19 protein-coding genes are annotated in these 23402 nt (G+C 52.1%); 10 read left to right on the forward strand and 9 right to left on the reverse strand.

Annotated elements, in window-relative coordinates:
- Positions 1 to 115: 115 nt before the first annotated feature.
- Together BM123_RS10710 and BM123_RS10715 are read right to left on the reverse strand one after the other, a co-directional pair.
- Positions 116 to 1996 (reverse strand): sodium:solute symporter family transporter, encoded by a 1881-nt coding sequence (locus tag BM123_RS10710; protein ID WP_090168134.1) that lies wholly within the window; start codon positions 1994 to 1996, stop codon positions 116 to 118.
- A gap of 81 nt (positions 1997 to 2077) precedes the next feature.
- Positions 2078 to 3586, reverse strand: coding sequence for a hypothetical protein (locus BM123_RS10715; RefSeq protein WP_090168137.1), 1509 nt, complete (start codon positions 3584 to 3586; stop codon positions 2078 to 2080).
- A 303-nt stretch (positions 3587 to 3889) separates the two neighbouring features.
- Between BM123_RS10715 and BM123_RS10720 the strand changes: the two genes are divergently transcribed.
- From BM123_RS10720 to BM123_RS10740, 5 genes are all read left to right on the forward strand, one after another.
- Positions 3890 to 7105, forward strand: coding sequence for a SusC/RagA family TonB-linked outer membrane protein (locus BM123_RS10720; RefSeq protein WP_090168140.1), 3216 nt, complete (start codon positions 3890 to 3892; stop codon positions 7103 to 7105).
- A 149-nt stretch (positions 7106 to 7254) separates the two neighbouring features.
- The gene (locus BM123_RS10725; RefSeq protein ID WP_090168142.1) at positions 7255 to 8760 is read left to right on the forward strand and encodes a SusD/RagB family nutrient-binding outer membrane lipoprotein; all 1506 of its coding nucleotides are present in this window, start codon (positions 7255 to 7257) and stop codon (positions 8758 to 8760) included.
- A 114-nt stretch (positions 8761 to 8874) separates the two neighbouring features.
- Positions 8875 to 9273, forward strand: a complete 399-nt coding sequence (locus BM123_RS10730) for a hypothetical protein (RefSeq protein ID WP_090168144.1) — start codon at positions 8875 to 8877, stop codon at positions 9271 to 9273.
- 69 nt (positions 9274 to 9342) lie between these two features.
- The gene (locus tag BM123_RS10735; RefSeq protein ID WP_090168146.1) at positions 9343 to 10530 is read left to right on the forward strand and encodes a pyridoxal phosphate-dependent aminotransferase; all 1188 of its coding nucleotides are present in this window, start codon (positions 9343 to 9345) and stop codon (positions 10528 to 10530) included.
- 80 nt (positions 10531 to 10610) lie between these two features.
- Positions 10611 to 11771: an AEC family transporter gene (locus BM123_RS10740; protein ID WP_175489326.1), complete on the forward strand. Its 1161-nt coding sequence runs from the start codon at positions 10611 to 10613 to the stop codon at positions 11769 to 11771.
- A gap of 32 nt (positions 11772 to 11803) precedes the next feature.
- Here BM123_RS10740 and BM123_RS10745 read toward each other — a convergent pair whose 3' ends face one another.
- Positions 11804 to 12385, reverse strand: a complete 582-nt coding sequence (locus tag BM123_RS10745) for a hypothetical protein (RefSeq protein WP_090168148.1) — start codon at positions 12383 to 12385, stop codon at positions 11804 to 11806.
- A gap of 231 nt (positions 12386 to 12616) precedes the next feature.
- Here BM123_RS10745 and BM123_RS10750 point away from each other — a divergent pair, with 231 nt between their 5' ends.
- The 3 genes from BM123_RS10750 (at position 12617) to BM123_RS10760 (ending at position 14391) form a co-directional block, all read left to right on the forward strand.
- Entirely contained in the window at positions 12617 to 13147 is a 531-nt protein-coding gene (locus BM123_RS10750) for a hypothetical protein (RefSeq protein ID WP_090168151.1), read from the forward strand.
- Complete coding sequence (locus BM123_RS10755; protein WP_245748505.1) at positions 13095 to 13775, forward strand: hypothetical protein; 681 nt, start codon at positions 13095 to 13097, stop codon at positions 13773 to 13775. Before BM123_RS10750 ends, BM123_RS10755 begins: the two co-directional genes overlap by 53 nt.
- Positions 13776 to 13878: 103 nt before the next feature.
- Complete coding sequence (locus BM123_RS10760) at positions 13879 to 14391, forward strand: DUF4174 domain-containing protein (protein ID WP_217642155.1); 513 nt, start codon at positions 13879 to 13881, stop codon at positions 14389 to 14391.
- 6 nt (positions 14392 to 14397) lie between these two features.
- Here BM123_RS10760 and BM123_RS10765 read toward each other — a convergent pair whose 3' ends face one another.
- On the reverse strand, positions 14398 to 14919 hold the full coding sequence (locus tag BM123_RS10765) for a C40 family peptidase (RefSeq protein ID WP_090168156.1): 522 nt from the start codon (positions 14917 to 14919) through the stop codon (positions 14398 to 14400).
- Between the two features lie 116 nt (positions 14920 to 15035).
- Entirely contained in the window at positions 15036 to 17252 is a 2217-nt protein-coding gene (locus tag BM123_RS10770; protein ID WP_090168158.1) for a RecQ family ATP-dependent DNA helicase, read from the reverse strand.
- A 307-nt stretch (positions 17253 to 17559) separates the two neighbouring features.
- On the opposite strand from BM123_RS10770, the gene BM123_RS10775 reads away from it, so the two are divergent.
- A complete protein-coding gene (locus BM123_RS10775) occupies positions 17560 to 18534 on the forward strand; it encodes a KpsF/GutQ family sugar-phosphate isomerase (RefSeq protein ID WP_090168160.1) in 975 nt (324 codons plus the stop codon).
- A gap of 116 nt (positions 18535 to 18650) precedes the next feature.
- On the opposite strand, the gene BM123_RS10780 is transcribed toward BM123_RS10775, so the two are convergent.
- Positions 18651 to 19424, reverse strand: coding sequence for an alpha/beta fold hydrolase (locus tag BM123_RS10780; RefSeq protein WP_090168162.1), 774 nt, complete (start codon positions 19422 to 19424; stop codon positions 18651 to 18653).
- 234 nt (positions 19425 to 19658) lie between these two features.
- On the opposite strand from BM123_RS10780, the gene BM123_RS10785 reads away from it, so the two are divergent.
- On the forward strand, positions 19659 to 20639 hold the full coding sequence (locus tag BM123_RS10785) for a sugar phosphate isomerase/epimerase family protein (RefSeq protein ID WP_090168164.1): 981 nt from the start codon (positions 19659 to 19661) through the stop codon (positions 20637 to 20639).
- 99 nt (positions 20640 to 20738) lie between these two features.
- Here the strand turns inward: BM123_RS10785 and BM123_RS10790 are convergent, their stop codons facing one another.
- The 3 genes from BM123_RS10790 to BM123_RS10800 form a co-directional block, all read right to left on the reverse strand.
- Entirely contained in the window at positions 20739 to 21350 is a 612-nt protein-coding gene (locus tag BM123_RS10790; RefSeq protein ID WP_090168166.1) for an RloB family protein, read from the reverse strand.
- Positions 21351 to 22646, reverse strand: a complete 1296-nt coding sequence (locus BM123_RS10795; RefSeq protein ID WP_090168168.1) for an AAA family ATPase — start codon at positions 22644 to 22646, stop codon at positions 21351 to 21353.
- A gap of 67 nt (positions 22647 to 22713) precedes the next feature.
- On the reverse strand, positions 22714 to 23373 hold the full coding sequence (locus tag BM123_RS10800) for a CBS domain-containing protein (protein ID WP_090168169.1): 660 nt from the start codon (positions 23371 to 23373) through the stop codon (positions 22714 to 22716).
- Positions 23374 to 23402: the final 29 nt, after the last annotated feature.

Below are 23402 nucleotides of genomic sequence, written 5' to 3' on the forward strand. Positions count from 1 at the left end.
GCAGTCTTAAAAGTCAAACAGTAAGAAAGTCAAACAGTCAAGTAGTACGCAATGACTCCATGACTGTTTGACTTTCTTACTGCTTGACTATCTGACTCTCTGCCCCCTTGACTCCCTACGCGAGGAAACCATAAATCAACGCCAAAATCAAGATTACCGCCAGCGCAGCAATATTGAAGCCCATCCGTGTACGGAAGAGTGAAGGTTCCAGGTCGATAGCCTTGTAATCGTCCTCCTGCTTGTCAGTATAGATCAGAGCCAGAACGGCTACGGAAAGAATTCCGAAGAGGTAAACCGCCCAGTCCGGCACACCAGGTACGGGCTGCATGAAGAGGCGAATGGCGGTACAGAGACCAATAACGATGACGATCAACGCAATACCATTACGAATTTTCATGTCGCTCACAAGTCCTTCAGCAGTTGCGGTGTTCTTAGCTACGCCTCCACCTTTGCTCGTCACGGCGCTCAGGCCAATCATCAGGGCGGAAGAGATGAGGAACATCAGGGCCATCCGATCAAGGAAAGCCAGATCGGGCATGATAAACTTAAAGAAAAGCGAAAGTGGTACGCCCAGCAGGATGACCACCAATGCGGCTTTAGATGTTCCCCGGCGGTAGAACATACCGAAGATAAACACCACCAGTACACCCGGGCTCAGGAAGCCGGTGTATTCCTGGATAATCTGGAATACCTGCCCGGCTCCTGCTAACTGAGGGGCAACAATAGCCCCGATAATCAGGGAGGCTGCAGCAGCAATCTGCCCCATTGTCACCTGTCGTTTCTGGCTGGCCCCCGGGTTTATAAATTTGTTGTAAATGTCGATGGTAAAGATCGTAGAAGCACTGTTCACCATAGAGCTGACTGAAGAGCCAATGGCAGCCACCAGGGCCGCGAAAGTAAGTCCCCGGAAGCCTTCTCCTACATAATTACCCAATACCCACGGGAATGCCTGGTCGGCTTTGTCGATGTCCACATCAATGCCCTTTTCAACAAGCAAATAGTAAGCAGCAATGCCCGGCAAGACGGCAAAGAAGGGAATAAACAACTTCATGAAGGCGGCAAAGGCAATACCCTTTTGCGCTTCAGGCAGGTTCTTGGCCGCCAGCGCCCGCTGAATGATGTACTGATTAAAGCCCCAGTAATAGGTATTCACAATCCACATTCCACCCAAAAGCAGAGCCATACCCGGTAGCAGGTTAAAACTGGATTGTATTTCATCTCCGGCAACCAGTTCCGTTGGGTTACCAGCGAAGTCGACCCCCGTGGCCAGCTCGGTTGTAGCAGCTTTGCTGATAAACGTATCATCGGGTTCAAAGAGCATCTCGAAGTGTCCGGGTAAGGCCCGGTATAGTTCCGAAATACCAGCAAAAACACTGCCGTCGCCCACGAAACTAAGAATTCCCCAGGCGGCAATCGTTCCTCCAAGAAGGAGTACAACAACCTGAACGACATCCGTCCAAACTACCGCTTTCAAGCCACCAAAAATGGAAAAACAGGCAGAATAAAGTACCAAACCAATAATACCCATATACAGTGGCACATCGAGTAGTTGCTCTATGGCCAACGCTCCCAGGTATATTACCGTAGCGATGTTGACAAAGACGAAGAGCGCGATCCACATCACCGACATAATCGTGCGCACCGTGCCGTCATAGCGTTCCTCCAGGAACTGTGGCATAGTGTAAATTTCCTTTTTCAGGAAGACCGGCAACAAAAATTTAGCGACAATAATGAGCGTAATCGCTGCCATCAGCTCATAGGTAGCAATAGCAAGTCCGAGCTCGAAGCCCGAGCCATTCATCCCGATAATCTGCTCCGCAGAAATGTTAGAAGCAATGAGTGAACCTCCAACCGCCCACCAGGGAAGACTGCGGCCTGCCAAAAAATAATCGCTGGCCGTGGCGGCCTTTTCGCGATTGGCGATCCAAATGCCAAAAAGTATAACACCGACGATGTAAACACCGAAAATGATCAGGTCGATCCCTTGTAATTGCATGATATGAGGTAGTAAGTCGTGTAGAGTGTATGCTAAAAGCGTGGCAATATAAGCGATTTGCTGGCTTAGTAGCGTCAAGAGTTAGGGGGTCTCCCGATCCGTAATCGCATGAATGGCCCTGCGCAACTTTTTTACGGGCAGGTACCGTAAGTCTCTATGCTCGCAAGGATCTTCCGCTAAAGCAACCGTTTCCTGCTCCAGAACATGCAGGGCTTCACCGGCATTCACCCCGCGCTGTAAGGACCTCAACAGGGTAAGTATATGACGGGGGTAACTACTTGAATAATTGATTCGCCCAATATATCGGGCCAGGTTATTAATACCATATCCCACAAGTTCCCGGTTCCCAAGTTGAAAATGACACAGCAAAAAAAGTAGTCGGCTGTAAACTACAGTATCCCGCCGCAGGGGCTGGCGATCATCCAAAACGGGAGATAACTGATCAAGCGCTGAAGAATAATCCCCGTCCATGGCAAAAAGTGCAGCAAGCTTATAGTACAACACTTGCTTTTTATGACGGTCAACGCCTCGCAACTCCTTGATTTCATCAGGAAACTCCTTTTTTTCCACAAGAGTCATCTGCCTCGAGTCGTCCAGTAAAAGCTGATTGAGGCGCGACCGCAGGTGCAGAAATTTGTTTTGGCGCAGAATATTCCGCGACTGCCGGCTCGCTGGCAATGAGTTCGTAAACGCCAGTAAATTTTCGTAGAACTCCTGATGCTCCTGCTCATTCTCCCGGAAAAATGCCAGCATCAGGCAGCGGTCCATCCCCTTCAGATACAAACTGACATCTCTCATTCTCAGCGTTTCCTCGCTCACAAACTCTTCCATCCACGCACGGGCATGTATGGCCGCTTCGTCGAGTTGTGTCGTACAGTAATGATACCAAAACAGTGCCCGACACCGACCAATCCGCTCCCGAAACGTTGACCGGCCGAAAGATGGCCCCGTGAAGTTGTGGTAAAACATTTGATGAAACCGCTGAGCTTCCACCAGTCCACGCACATGGCCTTTTTCAATAAAGTATCGCTGCAGCGTAAGCTGAAGATTTGACAGCCGCGTAGTCATTTCCTGAATCGCCTGACGTTGGCGGGACTCCGCCGTCAGTTCCGTCATCCGCTTCTCTTCGGAGCGGGTAATATGCCTGCTTTCAATCATTTTCTCAAACTCCAGGATGAGAATATGGTGTAAATCCAGGTGCAAAGCCCTCGCCCGCTGCTTAGCCCGTTTCAATAGAACCAAAGCCTCCAGATACAACCCACGATCATAAAGAAGGTGAGCATAATCCAGGTCCTCCTGTACCTGAATAACCGGATCATGGCGGCGGTGTTGCCGGCGCAAACTTTCTAAAAGCAAACTGTAAAGGTGCCTTTGCAGATTGGCCATTTTGCCGGTATCCGTTATCCCAAGATCCCGGCGCAACTCCGGATCTGCCAGATCTCTTCCCGCAGCCAAATGCTGAAACAGACGGTAGTACTTATCGTCTTCATCCTTACCCCGACGCTGGTAGTGATTAGTAAAAAAACGCTTTTCCGATCGGTCCAGCGAATTTATTAAAGCCAACAGCAGCTCTCGTTTGGCAATAGCCATAACAATGTGATTGCATTTGTGAAATGTATGTCAGCTCAGGCTCAAAGGTAAGTAACTACTAAGGTTTACTTTCAAAAAAGGTGTTTGCGCCCCTCCTCACAGCAGCGAAAAAACCGGGTAAGTGGCCACTTACCCCATCACAAAATCCCCTCCATTATGAATTGATTTTACTATTGCCGGCATGCCACCTTTAGCATAGCTTCTACATACCAAGTTACATATCAGCTTTAAAGAATTGAAGGGTACCAGACTATTCAAAGCACACTGTTCAGAACCATTTCACTGATGAAACTTCACTAGATTATGAGACAAAAACTACCCATTCTACAACTTCTTTTTCTACTGGCTTTCACGACTACTCTCTTGGGACAGAAAGAGCTTACGGGCTCTCTTACCGACGGAAATGACCCACTCATCGGAGCTTCCGTCATTGTTCAGGGAACAACCATCGGAACCGTCACTGATTACGACGGGAAGTTTTCATTGACCGTGCCAGATGACGCGAAAGCTCTCCTGTTCAGTTACACCGGATACGAGACGGTTACTATGCCCGTCGGTAGTACCCGGATTTTCGAGATAACCCTGAAAGAATCCAGTGTCGCACTCGGCGAAGTAGTCGTTACCGCCCTCGGCGTCAAACGGGAAAAGAAAGCACTAGGCTATGCCGTACAGGATATCAAATCCGAGGAGATCGCCGAAACCCGCAGTACCAACGTCGTCAACGGCTTATCGGGTAAAGTAGCGGGCTTGCAGGTCTCCGCTGGTAACGTCCCCGGAGGAGGCTCCCAGGTAACCATCCGGGGCAACTCCTCCATTCTGGGCAATAACCAACCGCTTTACGTGATTGATGGCGTCCCGATGGAAGGAGACTTTGCGGCCCCCATTGAAGGTGCATCAAACAACAATGTCTACGGCGGCGGCATCTCAGAAGTCAGCCCGGATAACATTGAGTCCATCACGGTACTCAAAGGTGCCAACGCTGCAGCACTCTACGGGAGTCGCGCCGCTAACGGTGTCATTCTGGTTACGACCAAAAGTGGAAAGGGGGCTGAGGGGCTGACCATTTCTTACTCCGGTAGTTACACTACTGAAAACCCCTTCATCACACCTGAATTTCAGAACATTTACGGCGGAGGCACCGGCCGCGTCAGCTGGTACGCTGACGGGCGCAACGGTGGCGTGGAAATCGATGAGCTCGCACTGGAACAATTTCGTGCCGCATATCCCGACGCTCCGCTCGTAGGGACGGCTGGCGTTGATGAAAGCTGGGGAGCACCAATGGATGGCCGCCTCGTCCGCACCTGGTGGTCTGGCCAGGAAACCGCTCCGCTTGTACCCGTTGAAGATAGCTGGGACAATTTTTGGGTAACCGGACAGACTCTGAACAACACACTGAGTATTTCCAACAACTACGGCAGCGGAAACTTCCGCTTCAGCTTCGGCAATGTGGACCAGGTGGGCATTCTCTACAACAATGACTATAAGCGAAATAACTTCCGCCTCAACCTGGATCAGGAGTTGGCCCCAAAGCTAAAAGTCAGTGTCAGCACCGAATACATAAAATCCGGCTCCGACAACCGCCAACAGCCCGTTTTGTGGGAGCTCGGCACCTGGCATCATCGCCACGACGACTGGGGACTCCTACGCGACTATGAACAATTCATGGACGTTCACATCACCCGTGAGAGTGATCAGTACCCATACGCCAACTGGCAACACTCCTTCGCCCTCAACCGCTTCTACGAACAGGAAACCCTCACCCGGGCGAACGACAAGGACCGCTTCCTGGGTAACATCGCCTTCACCTACGAGTTCCTGCCTAATCTCAACCTGATGGTCCGGGGAGGTACGGACCTGTGGACGGACACCCGCCGCTCCATCACCCGTAACGAACGAATCAAATCCAACACCGAACGTACCCAGTCTTTCAATGAGGACGTTCTGCGCCGCCAGGAGACGAACGTCGACTTCATTCTGAGCTACAACAACTACTTTGGGGAAAACATCAGCCTTACCGCCCAGGCAGGTGGCAATCATCGTACTAATTACTTCAAGCGCAACTACATTGGCGTAAACGACGCCACCATCAACGGCCTCTACAATGTGGCCAACAATGCCTCTCAGAACACTAACGTGAGTCGTATTGAAGAAAAGGAAGTGAACAGTTTCTTCGGTTCCGCTAGTCTCGGCTACAAAAGCTTCCTCTACCTGGACATGACAGCGCGTAACGACTGGTCAAGCACCCTGCCGGTAGAGAACAACAGCTACTTCTACCCTTCTTTAAGCCTGAGTGGCATCCTAACCGATGCCCTGAACATCAATAGTAAATTCCTCTCTTTCGCCAAAGTGAGAGTGGGTTGGGCACAGGTAGGCTCGGATACAGACCCCTACCGCCTGACGCAGGTATTTGACCCCACCACTGGCTGGGACGCAACCACACCACTGTTCACGGAGCAAGGCACCATCGCCAGTACCGGCCTGCGGCCGGAGCGTACAACGGGTAAAGAAGTAGGGGCTGACCTTCGCTTCCTGGGCGGTCGCATCGGGCTCGACGTCACCCTTTACGAACAGACGACAACGGACCAGATCATCAGTGTAGCCGTTTCCCGCGCTACGGGCTATGACTCTAAGCTGCTCAATGCAGGTAAGATCCGTAACCGTGGCGTAGAAGTAGTGCTGAATGGTGCCGTGGTGGACAATCCCAATTTCGGCTGGAATGTCAGCCTTAACTACGCCCGCAACCGCAACTCTGTGCTGGAACTCTTTACGGATGACAATGGTAACGAGCTGGAAACCATCGTACTCTCCAGCCGTCGGGGCCTTAGCCTGGAGGCGCGGGTTGGCCAGCCCTTCGGCACGCTTTTCGGTAGCGGTTACGCACGGGTAGAAGGGGGCGAGTTCGACGGACAAGTCATCTACGAAGATGGTATTGCGGTAAAGGACCCTGACCTGAAAATATTGGGTAACGTAACCCCAGACTGGATCGGCGGCTTCCGCAATGAATTCCGCCTTGGGCCGGTATCCATCAGTGCGCTTATTGACGCAAAAATTGGGGGTGATATTGCCGAAGAAAGCACGTCTACGGGATACCAGACGGGCGTTTATCCACTCACCGCACTCGGCCGGGAAGAAGGCGTCATTGGCGTTGGCGCCGTCAACATCGGCGATGATGAAAACCCGGTATACGTAGCCAATGACGTGGTGGCTCCTACCCGTAACGTACTTGGTGCGCTTAGTGTCCGCTACGCTAACGAAGGGGCCATCTTTGATGCCAGCTACGTGAAGTTGCGCGAGGCAAGTATTCGCTACGTCCTGCCTTCGAAAATGGTTGAAAAGCTGGGCTTCATCCGCGCGGCATCTGTATCCGTCATCGGTCGTAACCTGGCGATGCTGTACAGCAACCACTCCAATATCGACCCAGAGTTCAACATCTACGGAGGCAACCTTCAGGGGGCCCTGTACTACACGACCATACCGAGTACCCGCAGTTTCGGGGTTAATCTAAACCTTACGTTTTAACCTTCCCTGCACCTGCGTTTGCGCCCAAAAGAGCTGCAGAAGCCGGGCGCAGAACGCAGGTGCAAGGAATGGTTTTTCCAAGCAGCAGTGCTTGCTATTCCTAACACTTCGCCCGGGCGCTCAAAGGCCCCGGCGCTAAAAAATACATCATGACTTTTTCTTCTTTATTTCGCCATACGTTGCTCTTCTGCCTGGCCATCGGGCTGCTGGCATGCGATGCCGGATTTGAGGACCTCAATGCGAACCCCAACGAGCCAGAGGCCGTCCCACCAAGTACTGTTTTCCCGCTGGCCGTCCGGGAAGCCGTAGACCGTATTCATGGCCACCGAACACGCCTGCAGCGCCTCAACCTGGACGGCGGCATGCTCTGGATGCAGTATTTCGCCCGTAACCAGTACGTCAATGAAGGCGACACCTACAACCCTGATGCCAGCTTGCGTGGCAATACCTGGGATGGCTTTTACACCGAAAGCCTGATCAACCTGAATACGACCATTTCCCTGACCAGTAATCCGGAAAGTCCGTTCTTCAACGAAAACTACACCGCAGTAGCCACCATCATGCGGGAATATATTTTCTCGGTCCTGACGGACACCTACGGCGCAATTCCATATACCTCTGCCCTCACGGGGTCTACCGAAGGCAATCTGGCTCCGGCCTATACCAGCCAGGAAGACGTCTATGCCGGAATGTTAACAACGCTCAAAGAAGCCTCCCTGGCGCTCGACCCTTCCGGTGATCCGATCCTGAAAGATATTCTCTTTGACGGCGACGTGATCAAGTGGAAGAAGTTTGCCAATGTCCTGCGGCTACGGTTGGCCAACCGGCAGGCAGCCGTGAAGCCCGCTGAAAGCCGGGCCATCTTCGCTGAAATCATGGGAGACCCCGCTACCTACCCCATTTTCACGGGTACGGCAGACGCTTCCTTTTTCAACCCGACCACCCGCCAGAACGATGAAAACAACAACACCTGGCACGAAGTGATGGTCTTTGACAGCCGCGAAGACTGGAGCATCTCCACTACCCTCGTCGCCGCCATGACTGACGGAGAAGGGAATGCCACCGATCCTCGTTTGACGCGTTTTGCCACTCCGGCGCAGGCAGGAGATTTTGCCGGAAAATATGCCGGCGCCCCTAACGGGCTGCCCGAAGGAGACGCCGTTGCCTACTTCACCACCGCCTCCCGTCCGGGAAGCTTCTTCACCGGAGAGACCACGCCAGTTCCGCTGATCACTTTCGCTGAAATGAATTTCATTCTTGCTGAAGCGACCATGGATGGTGACTACACCGCCGGCGAGGATGCCATGACTTATCTCGAAAGAGCCATTGCCTCCAGCTTCGAGCAGTTTGAAGTGGACATGCCCGAAGACTACATGCTGGGCCGCTCCGCCGTAGATATGGAAATGATCATCGAAGAAAAATGGAAAGCACTCTTTAGCCAGGGTATCGAAGCCTGGACGGAATACCGCCGCACCGGATTCCCCGTACTACCCGCCCCTGATCCACGCGCAGTTTTCGAAAACGAAGGGCAGGTACCCACCCGCCTGCAGTACCCGGAATCCGAGTACAGCCTTAACCTGGCTAACGTCAAAGAAGGCGTAGGCATGAATGGCGGCCCGGACAATAAGCTGACCACGCTTTGGTGGGTGGAGTAGGTGGGGTGTGGGGTGCAAGTTGCAGGTTGCAGGTTGCAGGTTGCAAGTTGCAAGTTGCAGGTTGCGCTCCATTTAAGCCTCCCCTTTAATTTATCAAACTAAAAAACAAGCGTCATGAGACGAAACATACTATACCTTTTTGCTGCGGCACTTTTCTTTTTCACGACCTCTTGTGTGGAGGAAAAACTAGCCTTCACCGTTGTTGAATCTCCCGTTTTGGGCCTCATTTCCGAAACGTCTGCGGCTGAAGGCATGGTGGCCTTTACGGGCACCTTTTACGAGCTGGACAAGAGCGGCATCCTTGATCAAAACATCGGTATTGACTCCATCCCCGTTGCGGGCCTTGAGCTTCGCGTAGAAAGTCAGAACCGCGCCCTGCTGCAAACCATCGTCACGGCAGCTGACGGTACTACCCTCTTTGAAATGCCCGCTACTGAGCTGGAGGGAGTAACACGGCTGGAATGGACTGGCACTTATGATGGCCAGATTTTCCGCATCCTGAAAAACCTGTAAAATCTATTTGGTTGACTTAGAGCACCCACTAACTCAAGTTCTTTTTTTAAACTTAAACCGTACACATCCATGTCTGATTATTCCTCCCTCAGCCGTCGTAACTGGCTCCGCAAAGCAACCCTCGCGGGTGCGGGTCTGGCCGCTGCTCCTTTCGCCCTGAAGGCCGCCCCTGGCCTGCTACCCCGCCATGCTGCTGTGCGGGAAATCATGCCCAGCCTGGAATGGGAACGGGCTCACACTATGGCCAGGCCCGAACTGAAGGCCCGCCTGCTGGCCAACGAGAACCCCTGGGGGCCCAGCCCGGATGCCCGACTGGCCATCATGGAAGCTGCCGTCAGCGGTAACCGCTACCAACACGAAGCGGCGGGAAACCTGCGCAAGATGATCGCTGACTTCGAGGGCGTACCCGAAGATCATATTCTATTGGCCCCTGGCTCCTCGGATGTACTCGAAAAAATGGCCATCATGCACTTCATGAACGGAGGTAACCTCGTTGCCGCTGACCCCGCCTACATGTCTTTGATCAAGACGGCGGTGGCCATGAAGGCTGAATGGAAAAAAGTCCGGCTAACCGACAGCTGGGCGCACGACCTTGAAGGGATGAAAAAGGCGGTAGATAAGGACACGAAGATGGTCTACATCTGCAACCCCAACAACCCTACCGGAACGCTGACGGACTCCGACGACATCCGAAAATTCATCCGGGAAGTAGCTACTGACGATACCACCATTTTCGTAGACGAAGCCTACTTGGAATTCTTGCCCGACTACAAGAGCAAGTCCATGGTTTCTATGATCAAAGAAGGGAAGAACGTGGTGGTTGCCCGCACCTTCAGCAAGGTACATGGAATGGCTGGTCTGCGCATCGGCTATGGCGTTATGCTACCGTCAATGCTCAAAAAAGTTAACAGCATCTGGCGGGGGAACATGAGTCTCTGTAAAACCAGCCTGATGGGCGCCATGGCGAGCATGGGAGACACTGAATTCCAAAAAATGAGCGTCAAGGGAACAGCAGATGCTCGCGCCCAAACGGTCGCCGGGCTCAGAAAAATGGGCTTTTCTCCCGTTCCATCCCACACCAGTTTTATGATTTTCCCCATCGAAATGGAAGGGAAGGCCTTCCTCAATGCCATGTTCTCCAAAGGCGTTGGCGTGAGAGCCTTCGACATTTTTGGTGATGATTATTGCCGCGTCAGTATGGGCAAGCCCGAAGAGATGGACTTGTTCCTGTCTACTCTCCAAGAAGTACTCGTTTAAGTTTTTCATGAGGGATTGGGGGGAGGAAGATATTTCGCCTCTCCCCATCTTTTCAACAATTAGCCCAATAGCCTACACTCATGAATCCAGCACTCCAAAAAACACTCGTATTCCTGCTCCTTATTGCCGCCGGCTATTTTTTACAAAAAAAGATTAACGGCAAGCAAGACCTCAAGGGCATCAAAGTGCTCATACTTTCCGTTGTTCTGCCCGCTACCATCTTTGTAGCACTCCTGAAAATAAAAATTTCCGCAGAGCTGCTTTTGCTTCCCGTCGGAGCATTAGCCCTCAACTTCATTTTATTCTACGCAGCAAAAAAAGCCTTACCACAGCTCGGCTTTACTACCGGCACCTCCGATTTCCGGACCATGGTGATGCTCATTCCCTCCCTGGCTCCCGGGCTAAGCTGCTTTCCCTTTGTCATGGAGTACCTGGGAGACGAACCCCTGGCCATAGCTGCACTGGCGGATGTAGGCAACAAAGTCTTCGTGCTCATCATCCTCTACCTGATCGCTATGAACTGGTATTATGGCCAGCGGGCAACTACTGAGGCCTTCTCCGGCAACCCTGACCGGAAGGAAAAACTCAAAGACCTCGGGCTCTCGCTTCTGCGCGAGCCGGTCAATCTCGTAATCGTAGCCGCTATTCTGATGCTGAGCTTCGGGCTTAACATCTCTTCTCTGCCCGGATTTCTGGAAACAACCGCTGTTCGCCTCGCGGCACTCATGACCCCAATCGTTCTGCTCTTTATTGGCATGGCCGTTCGCTTCGAGCGGCGCGAAATGACCCTGATTCTGAGAGTACTGGCCTTTCGCTCGGGCATTGCTTTCTTCGTGAGTGGAATTGCACTTTTACTACTCCCGGCCATGGCGCCCGCCATGGTATTGCTGCTGGTCATTTTCCCCCAGTCTGCCGTTAGCTTCTGGCCCTTCGCCCACATGTCCGCCGTAGAGGGAATGCGCGGCGAAAAGGACAAGCCCGTTTTTAACGTTGACCTGGCGCTTAACGTCCTGGCTTGTTCACTGCCCTTTGCGACGGTGATCATCTTAACGGTCCTATCCTGCGGGGAGTTTTTCACCAGTGCGCTGACGATACTGCCGCTGGGTGCAGCCTTACTTGTTGTTCCCGCCATTTTTGTGATGCGCAACGGTATTTCCTCTGCCCCCAATGTTGAAATGGAGAAGCAACCGGCCAATGGAAGCCCGGCTATGGAAATAGAAAAAAAGGTCGCGGTAAGTTAGCTTCAGTTCCACCGACTGAACACCCCGAAGTATTAATACACCCGCCTCACCTCCGTTTGGATCAGCCCCTCCACTGCCTCGAAGACCCGGTGAGGTTTCTGGGGCCGCCAGGTCAGTCCGTTAAGGTGTTGACCGAAGTGGAGGTATTCGTCCAGGCGTGTCTGCGTCAGCTCATCGTCTACCTGGGGGTGGGTATTCAGCAGAGCAACCCAGCCGCCTTCGTCGGTAATTTCATCGTTCCACTCTTCGTAATAATCCACTTCGTCTCCGTGGAAGTTGAGGACACCCTCCATAATGAGCACAAAATATTTTATCCCGTTGCCCACCAATTGGTCTACGAACTCGCGCTTGAGGTGCATGATGTCATTGTGTACCGCATCGTTCCATTCACCGATGAATTCGATGATGGCGTAGCCTTCGTCGTAGTCAACAAAGAGAAGCTTCAGGTACAGGGTTTCCGCCCCGAACTCATCCCACTGCGGGTGTAGCAGGTAGTTATAAACGCGGTTGCTAAAGCCAAATTCGCTGTACTGCCGCCCGAAGAACGGAGAGGCATCATCGTCTTCAGCGCGGTAGCGGTCGCGCCAGCCGAAGTGAGGTTCAATGTCGTGCATACGATTACGTGTAGGTACGGTGGTTAACGTTCGGGAGGGCAGTTATTGTTCTGGTATTCGGGCATAAAACCATTCCCCGGATAAAACTGCTGTAGCAGGCACTTTTTTGGGCGCATTACGCAGGTGCACAGGAGGGCTAAAAGAGCAAGGGGATAAAACGCCTCCGAAAATAGTTTTCCGTACCAGGAAAATAACGGAACCAGTTCGGGCCATAAACCGTTAACCGGGCAGATGTCTAATCCACGTATCCTAAAACATCCCGGCCTCCAGCCTTTATGGGAAAGTCTTGAGCGCGAGCGCCGCCAGCAGCAGGTCGTTGCTATCGGCCTGATGATTGGCGGCATCCTGCTGGCCATCGGATCGGTCGTGATGCGGGCCACCTGGCTACCGCTGGTGGGGGGTGCCCTTTCTGTCGCTGCGCTGTGGTGGCTCTACCGGCTGCTCACCGTCCAACCTATCGTCGGCTTCCGCCGCCGATTAAGAGATCAGCCCGAGTCCATCGTCTGGGTCTACAGCCTGATCACCGAGCGGATGCCCTTCGGTTTTAAAACGACCACGAACGCTACCCTCTATATGGTAGACCGTGAAGGAGACATCCATGCCTTCGATCTGAAGCCGGACGAGGTCAAGCTCGTTACCAAAACCCTCAATCGCGCACTCCCCGCCGCAGAGTTTGGCTACAGCCCCGAAAGGGAAATGGCCTACCGTGGTGAGATCACCGACTTCAGCGGCCGGCGGCACCGGCCACCGCTGGATTTCTGACGCTACCATTTTTCAACGCTACAACTATTCTGATATGGCTTTCTGGGACAACATCGCCGACCTCTTCCGCCAGGCGGAAGAGAGTACGCCAGCAAAGCCGGCCATCCATGAGCTCATCGTTCGTTCTCCGGAGGAGATCGCTGATTTTGAGCGCTGGAAGCGGACCCACAACAGCCGCCGCCTGTTGGACTGGCTCAATCAGCAATTCACCTTTCACCTCGAAGGGCTGCCCATCGATAAGGGGCTGGGCTTTCTGGACACCGACAGTTCCAGGGGCTTCGTCATTTATCTCCAGGAACTCAATTACAGCAAGGCTGACATTGTGCACTTCTTTGATTTTCTCAAAGAGCGCATCCAGAGCCTCAACTACCGGTCTGACATTTCTGACCGGCGGCTTTTCTCCCGTAAAGACTGGGTCGAAACGCAGGAGCGGCATTACCTGAAGCCACGCATTAAGCTCGACGAAAACCCCATTCAACAGCAGTTTGGGAACATCACCATCCAACTGGAGATACGCGACGACCTCGTCCATAACCTTCGCCTGCGGGCAACGGTCTATAACGATTCGATGTATGAGGAAGCCGCCAGCTTTCGGGCGCTGATGGTAGCGCTGGAAGGCAATGATTGAGTCCGGTTACCTTTAGCCTTCGGAGATGCCTTTTCGCCTTCGGCCTTCCCCCTTGCTGCTCCTAACTTGCCCTGCACCTGCGGTTCCCGCCCAAACAGGCCCTATGCCTCTGCGCAAACACAATCGTGGCTATCTGCGTATTAACGATATGAAACCGCTACTATTAAGCCTGGCCTTGCTGCTCACCACCCCCGCCATGATGGACGCCCAATTCCTGAACACCTATCAATGGAAATCGCGCCTCGTCCTGCTATTTACTCCCAGTCCGGACGATCCACTCTTTCTTCAACAGATGAGTCTGCTTGCGGAGCAATCCGAGGCCTTCGAAGAACGGGATGTACTCTTCATTTCCATCACCCCCAATGGTGAATACGAAAATACCGGGCGTTTTCTGGAGGAGTCTCTAGCCCGCCAATACCACCAACACTTCAGCCCCGATGAAAAGCAGTTTGAATTGATCGTGGTGGGTCTGGACAGCACAGAAAAATTCCGTGCCCGGAACACGCTCACGCCTCCTTCTGTACTGCTGGAATTAATTGACGGGATGCCCATGCGGCGGCAGGAGCTACGGCAAGGCTACGGTAATAAGAGTCAGGTTAACCGGGGCGGCTTATAGAACAAGCTAATTCAGCACATCCCGCACCTGATAGATCAGCGGACGCCAGTAACTGGAAGAGAGCACATTTTCCCGGATTACTCCCCGGCTGCTCGTAGCGTGAATGACCCAAAGTTCCGTCGGGGTAGCCTGCACGACTACGGAGACGTGAAAAACCGGCTTCCCGTCCTTACGCTTATAAAATACCAGATCCCCGGGCCGGGCCCGTTCGGAGTTGATCCGTTTCCCCTGCGTAGCCTGATCTCTGGCCACCCGCTCAATATTCATCCCTGCATTCTGGTAGAGATAACGGACGAAGCCCGAACAGTCAAAGCCCTGATCAGGGCGATTACCCCCATACTTGTAGCGGATGCCCATTAAGTCTTGTGCGTGAGAGACGATATCCGTCCGGATGAAAGAAGTTGGGCTTGGCCGATCTCCTGCGCGTGTTTGGCCTCCCGTTCGGGTAGTATCCACCGGCTTAAACAAACCACAGGAAGAGAGTAGCAATAAGCAACAGCAGGAAAGAAGGGCAGGAGTGAATTTCATGACTAAGGAGTAAGGATCAGTTAGCAGGCATAAAAACGGCGGGAAACGATACTTCGTTTTCCCGCCGTCCTGTAATCACTTTTCGGTAACGTCTTTGTTATCAAATGATGAAGGGATCAGTTGGCCATCTCAGACAAAAACTTGATCCGGATGAGTTTAATTTCTTCAATGGTTACGTCATCCTCTTTCAGGGTCTGAAAGGCGATATCGGGGTCATCCGTTTCCGCACTCATGAAGTACTCATAGGTTTCTTCCAGGCTGTACTCATCTACTTCCTCTTCAACGTAGTAGTCGATGTTGAGCTTGGTACCGGAGTGCACGATAGATACCATTTCCTCCATCAACTCGTCCATGGAGAGTTGATTACCGGAAGCAATATCTTCCAGCGGAATCTTGCGGTCTACCGCCTGAATGATGTTGACTTTCTTCTTGGACTTATTAGCGACCTGCTTGACGACAAAGTCAGACGGGCGGTCAATATCGTTTTCTTCGACGTACTTCTCGATGAGCATCAGGAAGGGCGTTGCATAGCGCCGGGCTTTACCGATGCTAACGCCATTGATGTTCTTCATTTCTTCCAAGGAAATCGGATAGCGGGTTGCCATCTCCATCAGTGAAGGATCCTGGAAGATAACGAAGGGCGGAATGTCCAGCCGCTTAGACTCCTTTTTACGGAGGTCTTTGAGCGCCAGCAGCAGTGCTTTATCGAGCGTTACTGCCCGGGCATCATCCGCAGCCGTACGCATATCCGCGGCCAGCTCATCTTCAAAGTTGTGATCAATCGGGATTTCGAAGCTTACGGGCTTTTTGAGGAAGCTTTCCCCCTCTTCGGTCATTTTGATGAGGCCGTAGGATTCGATGTCTTTTCGTACCAGATTGTTCAGCAATGCCTGCCGGAAGATGGAACTCCAGAGCACTTCTTCTTCGCCTTTACCCACGCCAAAGCCGGCGCGTTCCGTAAAGCCGTAGTCTTTCATCTGCTTCGTTTCTTTTCCGAGCACGAATTCGATGAGGGTTTTCAGGGGGTAATTTTCGTCAAGGGTTTTAACGGCCTTTAGTGCATGGACCATCTTGTCTTTCACTTCAACCCGCTCCTTGGGGTAGCGACAGTTGTCGCACATCTTATTACAGTCCTCTTCTTTATACTCCTCTCCGAAGTAGTGGAGAAGGAAACGGCGGCGGCAGGCCGTTGTTTCGGAGTAAGCCATAACCTCCTGCATGAGCTGTGCGCCCATTTCCCGTTCCATGAGGGGTTTATCCCGTAAGAATTTTTCCAGCCGGAGAATGTCCTTATAAGCGTAGAAAGCGATGCAACGGCCCGCGAGGCCATCCCGCCCGGCACGGCCGGTTTCCTGGTAGTAATTCTCAATTGACTTGGGGATGTCATAGTGAATCACAAAACGCACATCCGGCTTATCAATACCCATACCGAAGGCGATGGTGGCGCAGATGACATCGACGTCTTCCATCAGGAATTGGTCTTGTGTCCGGGAGCGGGTCTTAGGGTCAAGACCTGCGTGATAAGGGGCCGCTCTGACGTCATTAACGCGCAGGGCCTCGGCGATTTCCTCGGCCGCTTTCCGGCTTTGCACGTAAACGATCCCTGATTCCCCGGGGACTTCTTTCACGCACTTAATGATCTGCTTGATGGTATAGTCTTTCTTGCCTTTGGGCCGGACCTCATAGTAGAGGTTATCCCGGTTAAAGGAAGAAACGAACACCTTGTGGTCGTCCCCCATCCGGAGGTTCTTCACGATATCGGACTGCACTTTAGGGGTGGCCGTTGCCGTCAGGGCAATGATCGGAATTTTATGCTCGATCATATCGAGCATTTCCCGAATCCGGCGATATTCCGGGCGGAAATCATGCCCCCACTCAGAAATACAGTGTGCCTCATCAATGGCTACAAAGGAGATCTTTGATTGCTTGAAGAACTCGATGTTCTCTTCTTTTGTCAACGTTTCGGGAGCGACAAACAGCAGCTTGGTCTGGCCCGAAGTAATATCTTCTTTAACCTGCCGCATCTGTGTTTTGGACAGCGAGGAGTTCAGGTAATGCGCCACTGCATCGTTCTCACCGTAAGACCGGATAGAGTCTACCTGGTTTTTCATCAGGGCGATCAGAGGGGAGATAACGAGGGCACAACCTTCCATCATCAAACCGGGCAGCTGATAGCAGAGGCTTTTACCACCACCCGTAGGCATAATGACAAAAGTATCTTTACCTTCAAAGAGTGATTCAATAATAACCTTTTGATTGCCTTTGAACTTGTCAAAGCCGAAGTAATCAAATAAAGCCTGTTCAAGGTGGCTAACGGCTGGTTTCGCAGTCATTTTTTAATTCGCTTTGCTCCGAACGTTTCAGTTACTTTTGCCGGGCATCTGCGCTTTCTACAGATGCTGTTCCCCGCAACGGAAGATTAAATAAACAAAGCCCAAAACTGGTGACAAGTCAACCAGTGAGCGTGGTAAAATACAAAATGGGTAAAACTTAGGCGATAATTCAAGTGGGCAGGAAAAGCCCGTCCGTTAAGTTAGGGTATAGAGATTTATTTCTTTGCTTTTGACCGCGAATTTTCGCTAAAGTCACGATAAACCACCAAGGCGGCTTTTCTTTGGGGGCCCAAAAATACACTTTTACGTGAAAAATGCAAGTCTGATCACCCGAATTGCCCGAAAGACATTAGAGATCGAAGCTGAAGCTCTTCGCCGACTCACCGAAAGTATCGGGGATCCGTTCGTGGCTTGTGTAAACCTTATTTCTCACAGTAAAGGGCGCCTTGTGGTCACGGGCATCGGGAAAACAGCATTGGTAGCCAAAAAGATTGTAGCTACACTGAACTCTACGGGATCAGCGTCCCTTTTTTTACACGCAGCCGACGCAATTCATGGAGATATCGGGATGGTGCAGCCCGATGACATTCTGTTATGCATCAGCAAAAGTGGTGAAACGGCAGAGATAAAAATGCTCGCTCTCCTCGCCCGGCAATCCGGCAACCCGATCATCGCCATGGTTACCCGCCCTGACTGCTCGCTGGCTAACATGGCTGACCACGTACTGCTTACCCCACTGGAGCGGGAGGCCGGCCCGAACGATCTGGCCCCCACGACCAGTACTACTTTACAGATGGCCATGGGCGATGCTCTGGCTATGTCGTTGCTCTCCCTCCGCGGTTTCAAAGCCGAAGACTTCGCGCGTTTTCACCCCGGCGGTTCGCTGGGCAAACAACTCTACCTCCGGGTATGCGACCTCTACCCCGCCAACGAAAAACCAGCCGTTGGGCCACAGGCCGGTATTCGGGAAGTGCTGCTGGAGATGACCAGCAAGCGGCTGGGGGCTACTGCCGTGGTGGAGACCGGAAGCCGGAAATTACGGGGCATCATCACCGACGGCGATCTCCGCCGTATGCTGTCTGCCCACCAGGATGTGAGTGATTTCAAAGCGCAGGACATTATGACCGCCAGCCCCATTACCGTTCATAAAGACACGCTGGCCATCCGGGCACTCGATCTGCTTCGGACGCGTAACATCAGCCAGCTGGTAGTGATCGACGAGGTAGGTGACTACGAAGGGTTTCTGCACTTGCATGATCTGGTGCGGGAGGGATTAGTTTAGTATGGTAGTCGTGGTAGTAGTAATAGTATGGTAGTAGTGCCCTACGATCAAACTATCACTACTACCTCTACTATCACTACTATTTCCCGGGCGCGGCCGCAGGATGCAAGGGTAAGTTAGCCAGCCAGGAAGGCATCCACCGCCGCCATCAGTTCCGTTGGGCGTTCAGCGTGGACCCAGTGGCCGGCATCAGCAACCGTGACCAGCTCTGCGGTGGGGAAGTGTGTCTTAATCAAAGGGAGATCGTCGTCCTTGACGTAACCGGAGTTCCCTCCGCGCAGAAAGAGCGCGGGGTGAGGGAATCGCTCTCCCGGGCCGGCTACTCCACTGATGAGCTCATCATAGTTGGCGGCGATGACCGGCAGGTTCATCCGCCAGCGGTAGCCACCGGCGGGGTCACGGGCCAGGTTCTTGAGCAGGAAGAGCTGAATTCCCGGGTCATTGACGTAGTTCGCCATCTGGGCTGCTGCTTCTTTACGGTCAGCCACCGTGGAGGGGTCTAGCGCTTCCAGGGCGGCGAAGATGGTCGCGTGGCCCGGGGCGTAGGCCCGGGGGGCGATGTCCACCACGATTAACTTTTCTACTAAACCGGGGAACTTCAGAGCCGTCCGCATGGCCACTTTGCCGCCCATGCTGTGCCCGAGGAGGTAACAGCGGTCGTGGCCCAGTTCTTCCAGCAGTTCGGCTACGTCAGTAGCCATCAGATCGTAGTTCATGTCGGGCTCATGGGGGCTGCGGCCGTGGTTGCGCAAATCCGCCAGGACGAGGGTGTGTTGCTCCGCCCAGCGGCGGGCGAGCGTCTGCCAGTTATCCAGCATGCCAAATAGGCCGTGAAGAATGACGAGTGGCGGGCCATCGTTGCCTTCGCCAAAGGTTTTGTAGTGAAGCATGGGAAGGGAAGGTTTGGGCTGCAGGTTTTGTTTAAGCCGGCTGACCGGTTCGCAGGAAACGAGGGTAGAGATAGTGATTCAGACGAAATTCATTAGCTCCAGCCAGCGAACAGCCTCCGTTACCGCTGAGCGCCGGCCGACGGAGGACTTCCCCCTGCACCTGCGGTCCCCCGCCCAAAAGCACTTTAATTGTGCTGAATTCCGTATCTACGTACTAATTAAACGAAACACATCATGCAAAGAAGAACATTCCTTTCCCGCTCTACGAAAGCCAGCCTTGGGCTCGGCCTCCTCGGCACCGTCGGTTACCTCGGCTGTGGCAGCTCTCCGGAAGCGATGGCCGAAGAAACAACCGATGCAGACATGGCCCCCTCTGCGGAAACACCCCTCTGGTTTGACATCAGCCTTGCCCAATGGAGCCTCAACAAAGCCCTCTTCGCCGGAGAAATGGATAATCTGGACTTTGCCCAAAAGGCCCGGGAAGACTTCGGCATCGGTGGCATCGAATACGTCAATCAGTTCTTCAAGGACAAGGCCACGGACATGGACTACCTGAAGCAGATGAAGCAGCGGGCGATGGATCACGACGTACAATCAGTTCTCATCATGATTGATCGGGAGGGTAACCTCGGAGACTCCGACCCCAAAAAGCGGATGGAAGCCGTCATGAATCACCACAAGTGGGTTGACGCCGCCAAATTCCTCGGCTGCCATAGCATCCGTGTCAACGCTGCCGGTGAAGGCAGCCGCGAAGAAGTCGCCAAGGCCGCCACCGAAGGCCTCGCTAAACTTAGCGAATACGCCCAGACTGCCGGCCTCAACGTCATCGTGGAAAACCACGGCGGCTGGAGCTCGGACGGCAGCTGGCTCTCCGGTGTCATCGCCGCTACGGGTATGGATAATTGCGGCACCCTGCCTGACTTCGGCAACTTCTGCATCGAACGCAGTCCTGACGGCTGTAAAACCGAGTACGACCGCTACCAGGGCGTGAAGGAGCTCATGCCCTACGCCAAAGCCGTTTCCGCCAAATCTCACGACTTCGGCCCCGATGGCCGGGAGACACACTCTGATTACACCAAAATTCTGAAAACCGTCAAAGCTGCCGGGTACACCGGCTGGATCGGCATCGAGTACGAAGGCAGCAGCCTGAGTGCTGATGAAGGCATCCGTAAGACGAAGGCACTGCTGGAAATGGCGGGGCGGGAGGTGATGTAGGTTTTGTTGGTTAGCGTAGGTAGCTGCGCTAACCAACATTTATTTTAGAGGCTGATGGCTACCTCTAGTGGTTTGTCAACATTGAAAATCAGGGAGTAATCAATCTTGAAATGAAAGCAACCTTTCCACTAGTAAATGTACTGTAGTTATGGGGTTGCGATCAACTAGGGGCAAACCTCCTCGCTTATGAAACATCGCTTTAGCTCGGTCAATGGCTTTCATTACATCCGCAGCCTCATCAGCACTCAATCTTTGCGGAATGGCTTTCGCAAAATCTGCCCGCTTCCCGTCTTTTTCATAATTGATGCTCCAACGTTTTGAAAGATCTTTGTAGAGTGCTTTTCTATCCAATGAGCTGGTAATCCGTTCGTAGTGTAAGCGAAACCATAGTTCGAAAGCATCAATTGTATAAGCAACTTCGCAGCCCTTTTCTTTAGCTAATTTGATTGCTTTTTCAAACTCCTGATACTGTTCTGATCCAGGTGAAGCATCATAATCCAGATCAAATACAACCCATACTTCATCGTAAGATTTTCTTGCCATCAATGACTCAGCGCGGAGTACAATCTGTCGTGGCTGCCCTACATATGGGCGGACATCCAGGTGAAGCTTATCCGATTTAAAAGACTGAAAATAGTGCTTTTCAGTTTGCTCTCCTTCACATACAATCAATAAAGCAAAGCGGGTTCTCCGTTGTTTTCCTCTGCCCATCTATTCGCTCTTTTCAGGAGTTAATAGTGGAAAGTCTAGCGCTGGTACTGAGCCGTACTTTCCGGCCAAGTAGTCTTTCTCGTAAGTACTATCATTGCGTACTCCCGTTAGGTCGGAAAGGGAATACAATTCTGATGCTCCTTGGCTATCCTTCTCGACAAAAGCGACCTGGTCTCTCCTTAGTAAACCAGGGCTGAGTAAATTCGTATCATGGGTTGCTATGATCAGCTGCCCACCAGCAGGGTTTGTTTGCGGGTTTTGAAATGTGTCGACAATCGCTTCTGAAAGGAGGGGGTGCAGGCTTGCTTCAAATTCATCAACGACCAAAACTTCACCGTTTTCTACAGCAGAAATAATAAAGGCCGCTAGCCAGAAAACTTTTTGGGTACCTAGAGATTCGCCGTGCTCCATTGGCCATGCAATAGGTTTTATCTCTTTGCCTTGCTTATCTACGCTTCTATGCGCAAACAGGATAGTTGGTTCGCTTAGTTTAGTAATCAGCTCTTTAGCTTCTCCATTTGTAACGCCTATTTCTAGAACAGAATCTTTATCCAGATAACGTAGTTCTTCCACGTCAATCCCTAAGCCATGGAGAAAACCCTGAATCCTCAGCAAAACCTGTGGATCTTTAAAGGTATTCATCAAGCGGGCTCGCAATGCACCAGGAAACCCCTGGCCCAAAATGACCGATATTTTCCCTAGTTCCGTTCGAAATTTTTGCGCCTGAGGGATACTCAGATTCAACGCTTGCAATAACACCAAGCCACGGTCACGAATAAGCCCACGTCGCTCATCTTTCACCAAAGTTGGCAACGGAGACCACTGCGTACGGAGTTTAGCACCAAACTTAACGTTGTTCCCTTCCCTCGTGAAGGCCATAGACTCTTTACCGCTACCCTGTCTTACATATAGCCACTCCTTTGTAACTCTAGTCGTCGTCGCAGCCAAACCATATCGAAAAATTTTTTGCTCGACAGAAAGAACGATTTCGAACTCACTAGCTTCTTCCGCAGTATAATCCGTTAACAAAAACGGTCTGACAGTAGTCAGGTCTGCCTCTAAGCTTGAAGCTGTGATCAAATTTAAAAAGGTAAATAATCCAAGCAGCACGTTGGTCTTTCCTCCTGAATTCGCTCCATACAAAACCTTCGTCCTGAGCAGAGGAACCCCACCTGTATCAGTCAGGAGATTTTCATTCAGCAACTCGAATTGTTCCTTGAGCGCATCAGCCACTAAGGAAAGTGTTTGCTTCTCCTTAATAGAACGAAAATTAGCCAGAGAAAACGATATTAGCACGTTATTTGAGAATTTTACTCAAATATACAGACAAAACACTAAAAAAAACAGCCAACACCCTCTCCCTCTACACGTTCAAATAATTCATTAAACTATCATAGCGCTCCCGCAGGGAATCCTGCAATTGCTTCTCATTGAAGCTTGCCTTCACTTTGTAGTTGAATCGTTCGAAAGTGGCCAGCGTAGCGCCAATGTTCTGGCTGTTAACCTTGATGGTTACTTCCGTACGGTTAGTGTCCTGAAAGGTGTTGACGAAACTGCTGAGGATGACGGCTCCATCACCTTCCACGATGCGGGCGATTTCCGCCAGGCTGTAATCGTGGCGCCCCATCTCGAGGATAACGATAGAGCCGGGGTCGCGGAAAGTGCTGCTTTCAGCAAAGAAGCGCAGGAGGTCCTCATTGGTAACCATCCCGATATAATCGCCTTCCCGATTGATGACAGGCACAACTGTCAACTTATACTCAACCAACAGGCGCATGACGTCATAAACGTGATCATCCGGGAACACGGCAGGTGGCTGTGAGGGCAGGCGATAACTGCTCACGGGCTCCAGGGCATCCGCATTAAGAATGTCATCTTCTGAGATTACCGCCTTCAGCTCCTGATCATCAACGACGGGTAGGTGACGGATGTAAAACTCATTCATTATCCCAAGCGCCTCTTCACCGGTATCGGTTGGGCGGAGGGGAACAAGGGCATCGGTAATTAAAGCTTCTGCGGTCATCTGGGATAGAAAGATAAGACGTGAAGATA

It is taken from the genome of Neolewinella agarilytica, assembly GCF_900110645.1.
In the GTDB taxonomy this organism is placed as follows: domain Bacteria; phylum Bacteroidota; class Bacteroidia; order Chitinophagales; family Saprospiraceae; genus Neolewinella; species Neolewinella agarilytica.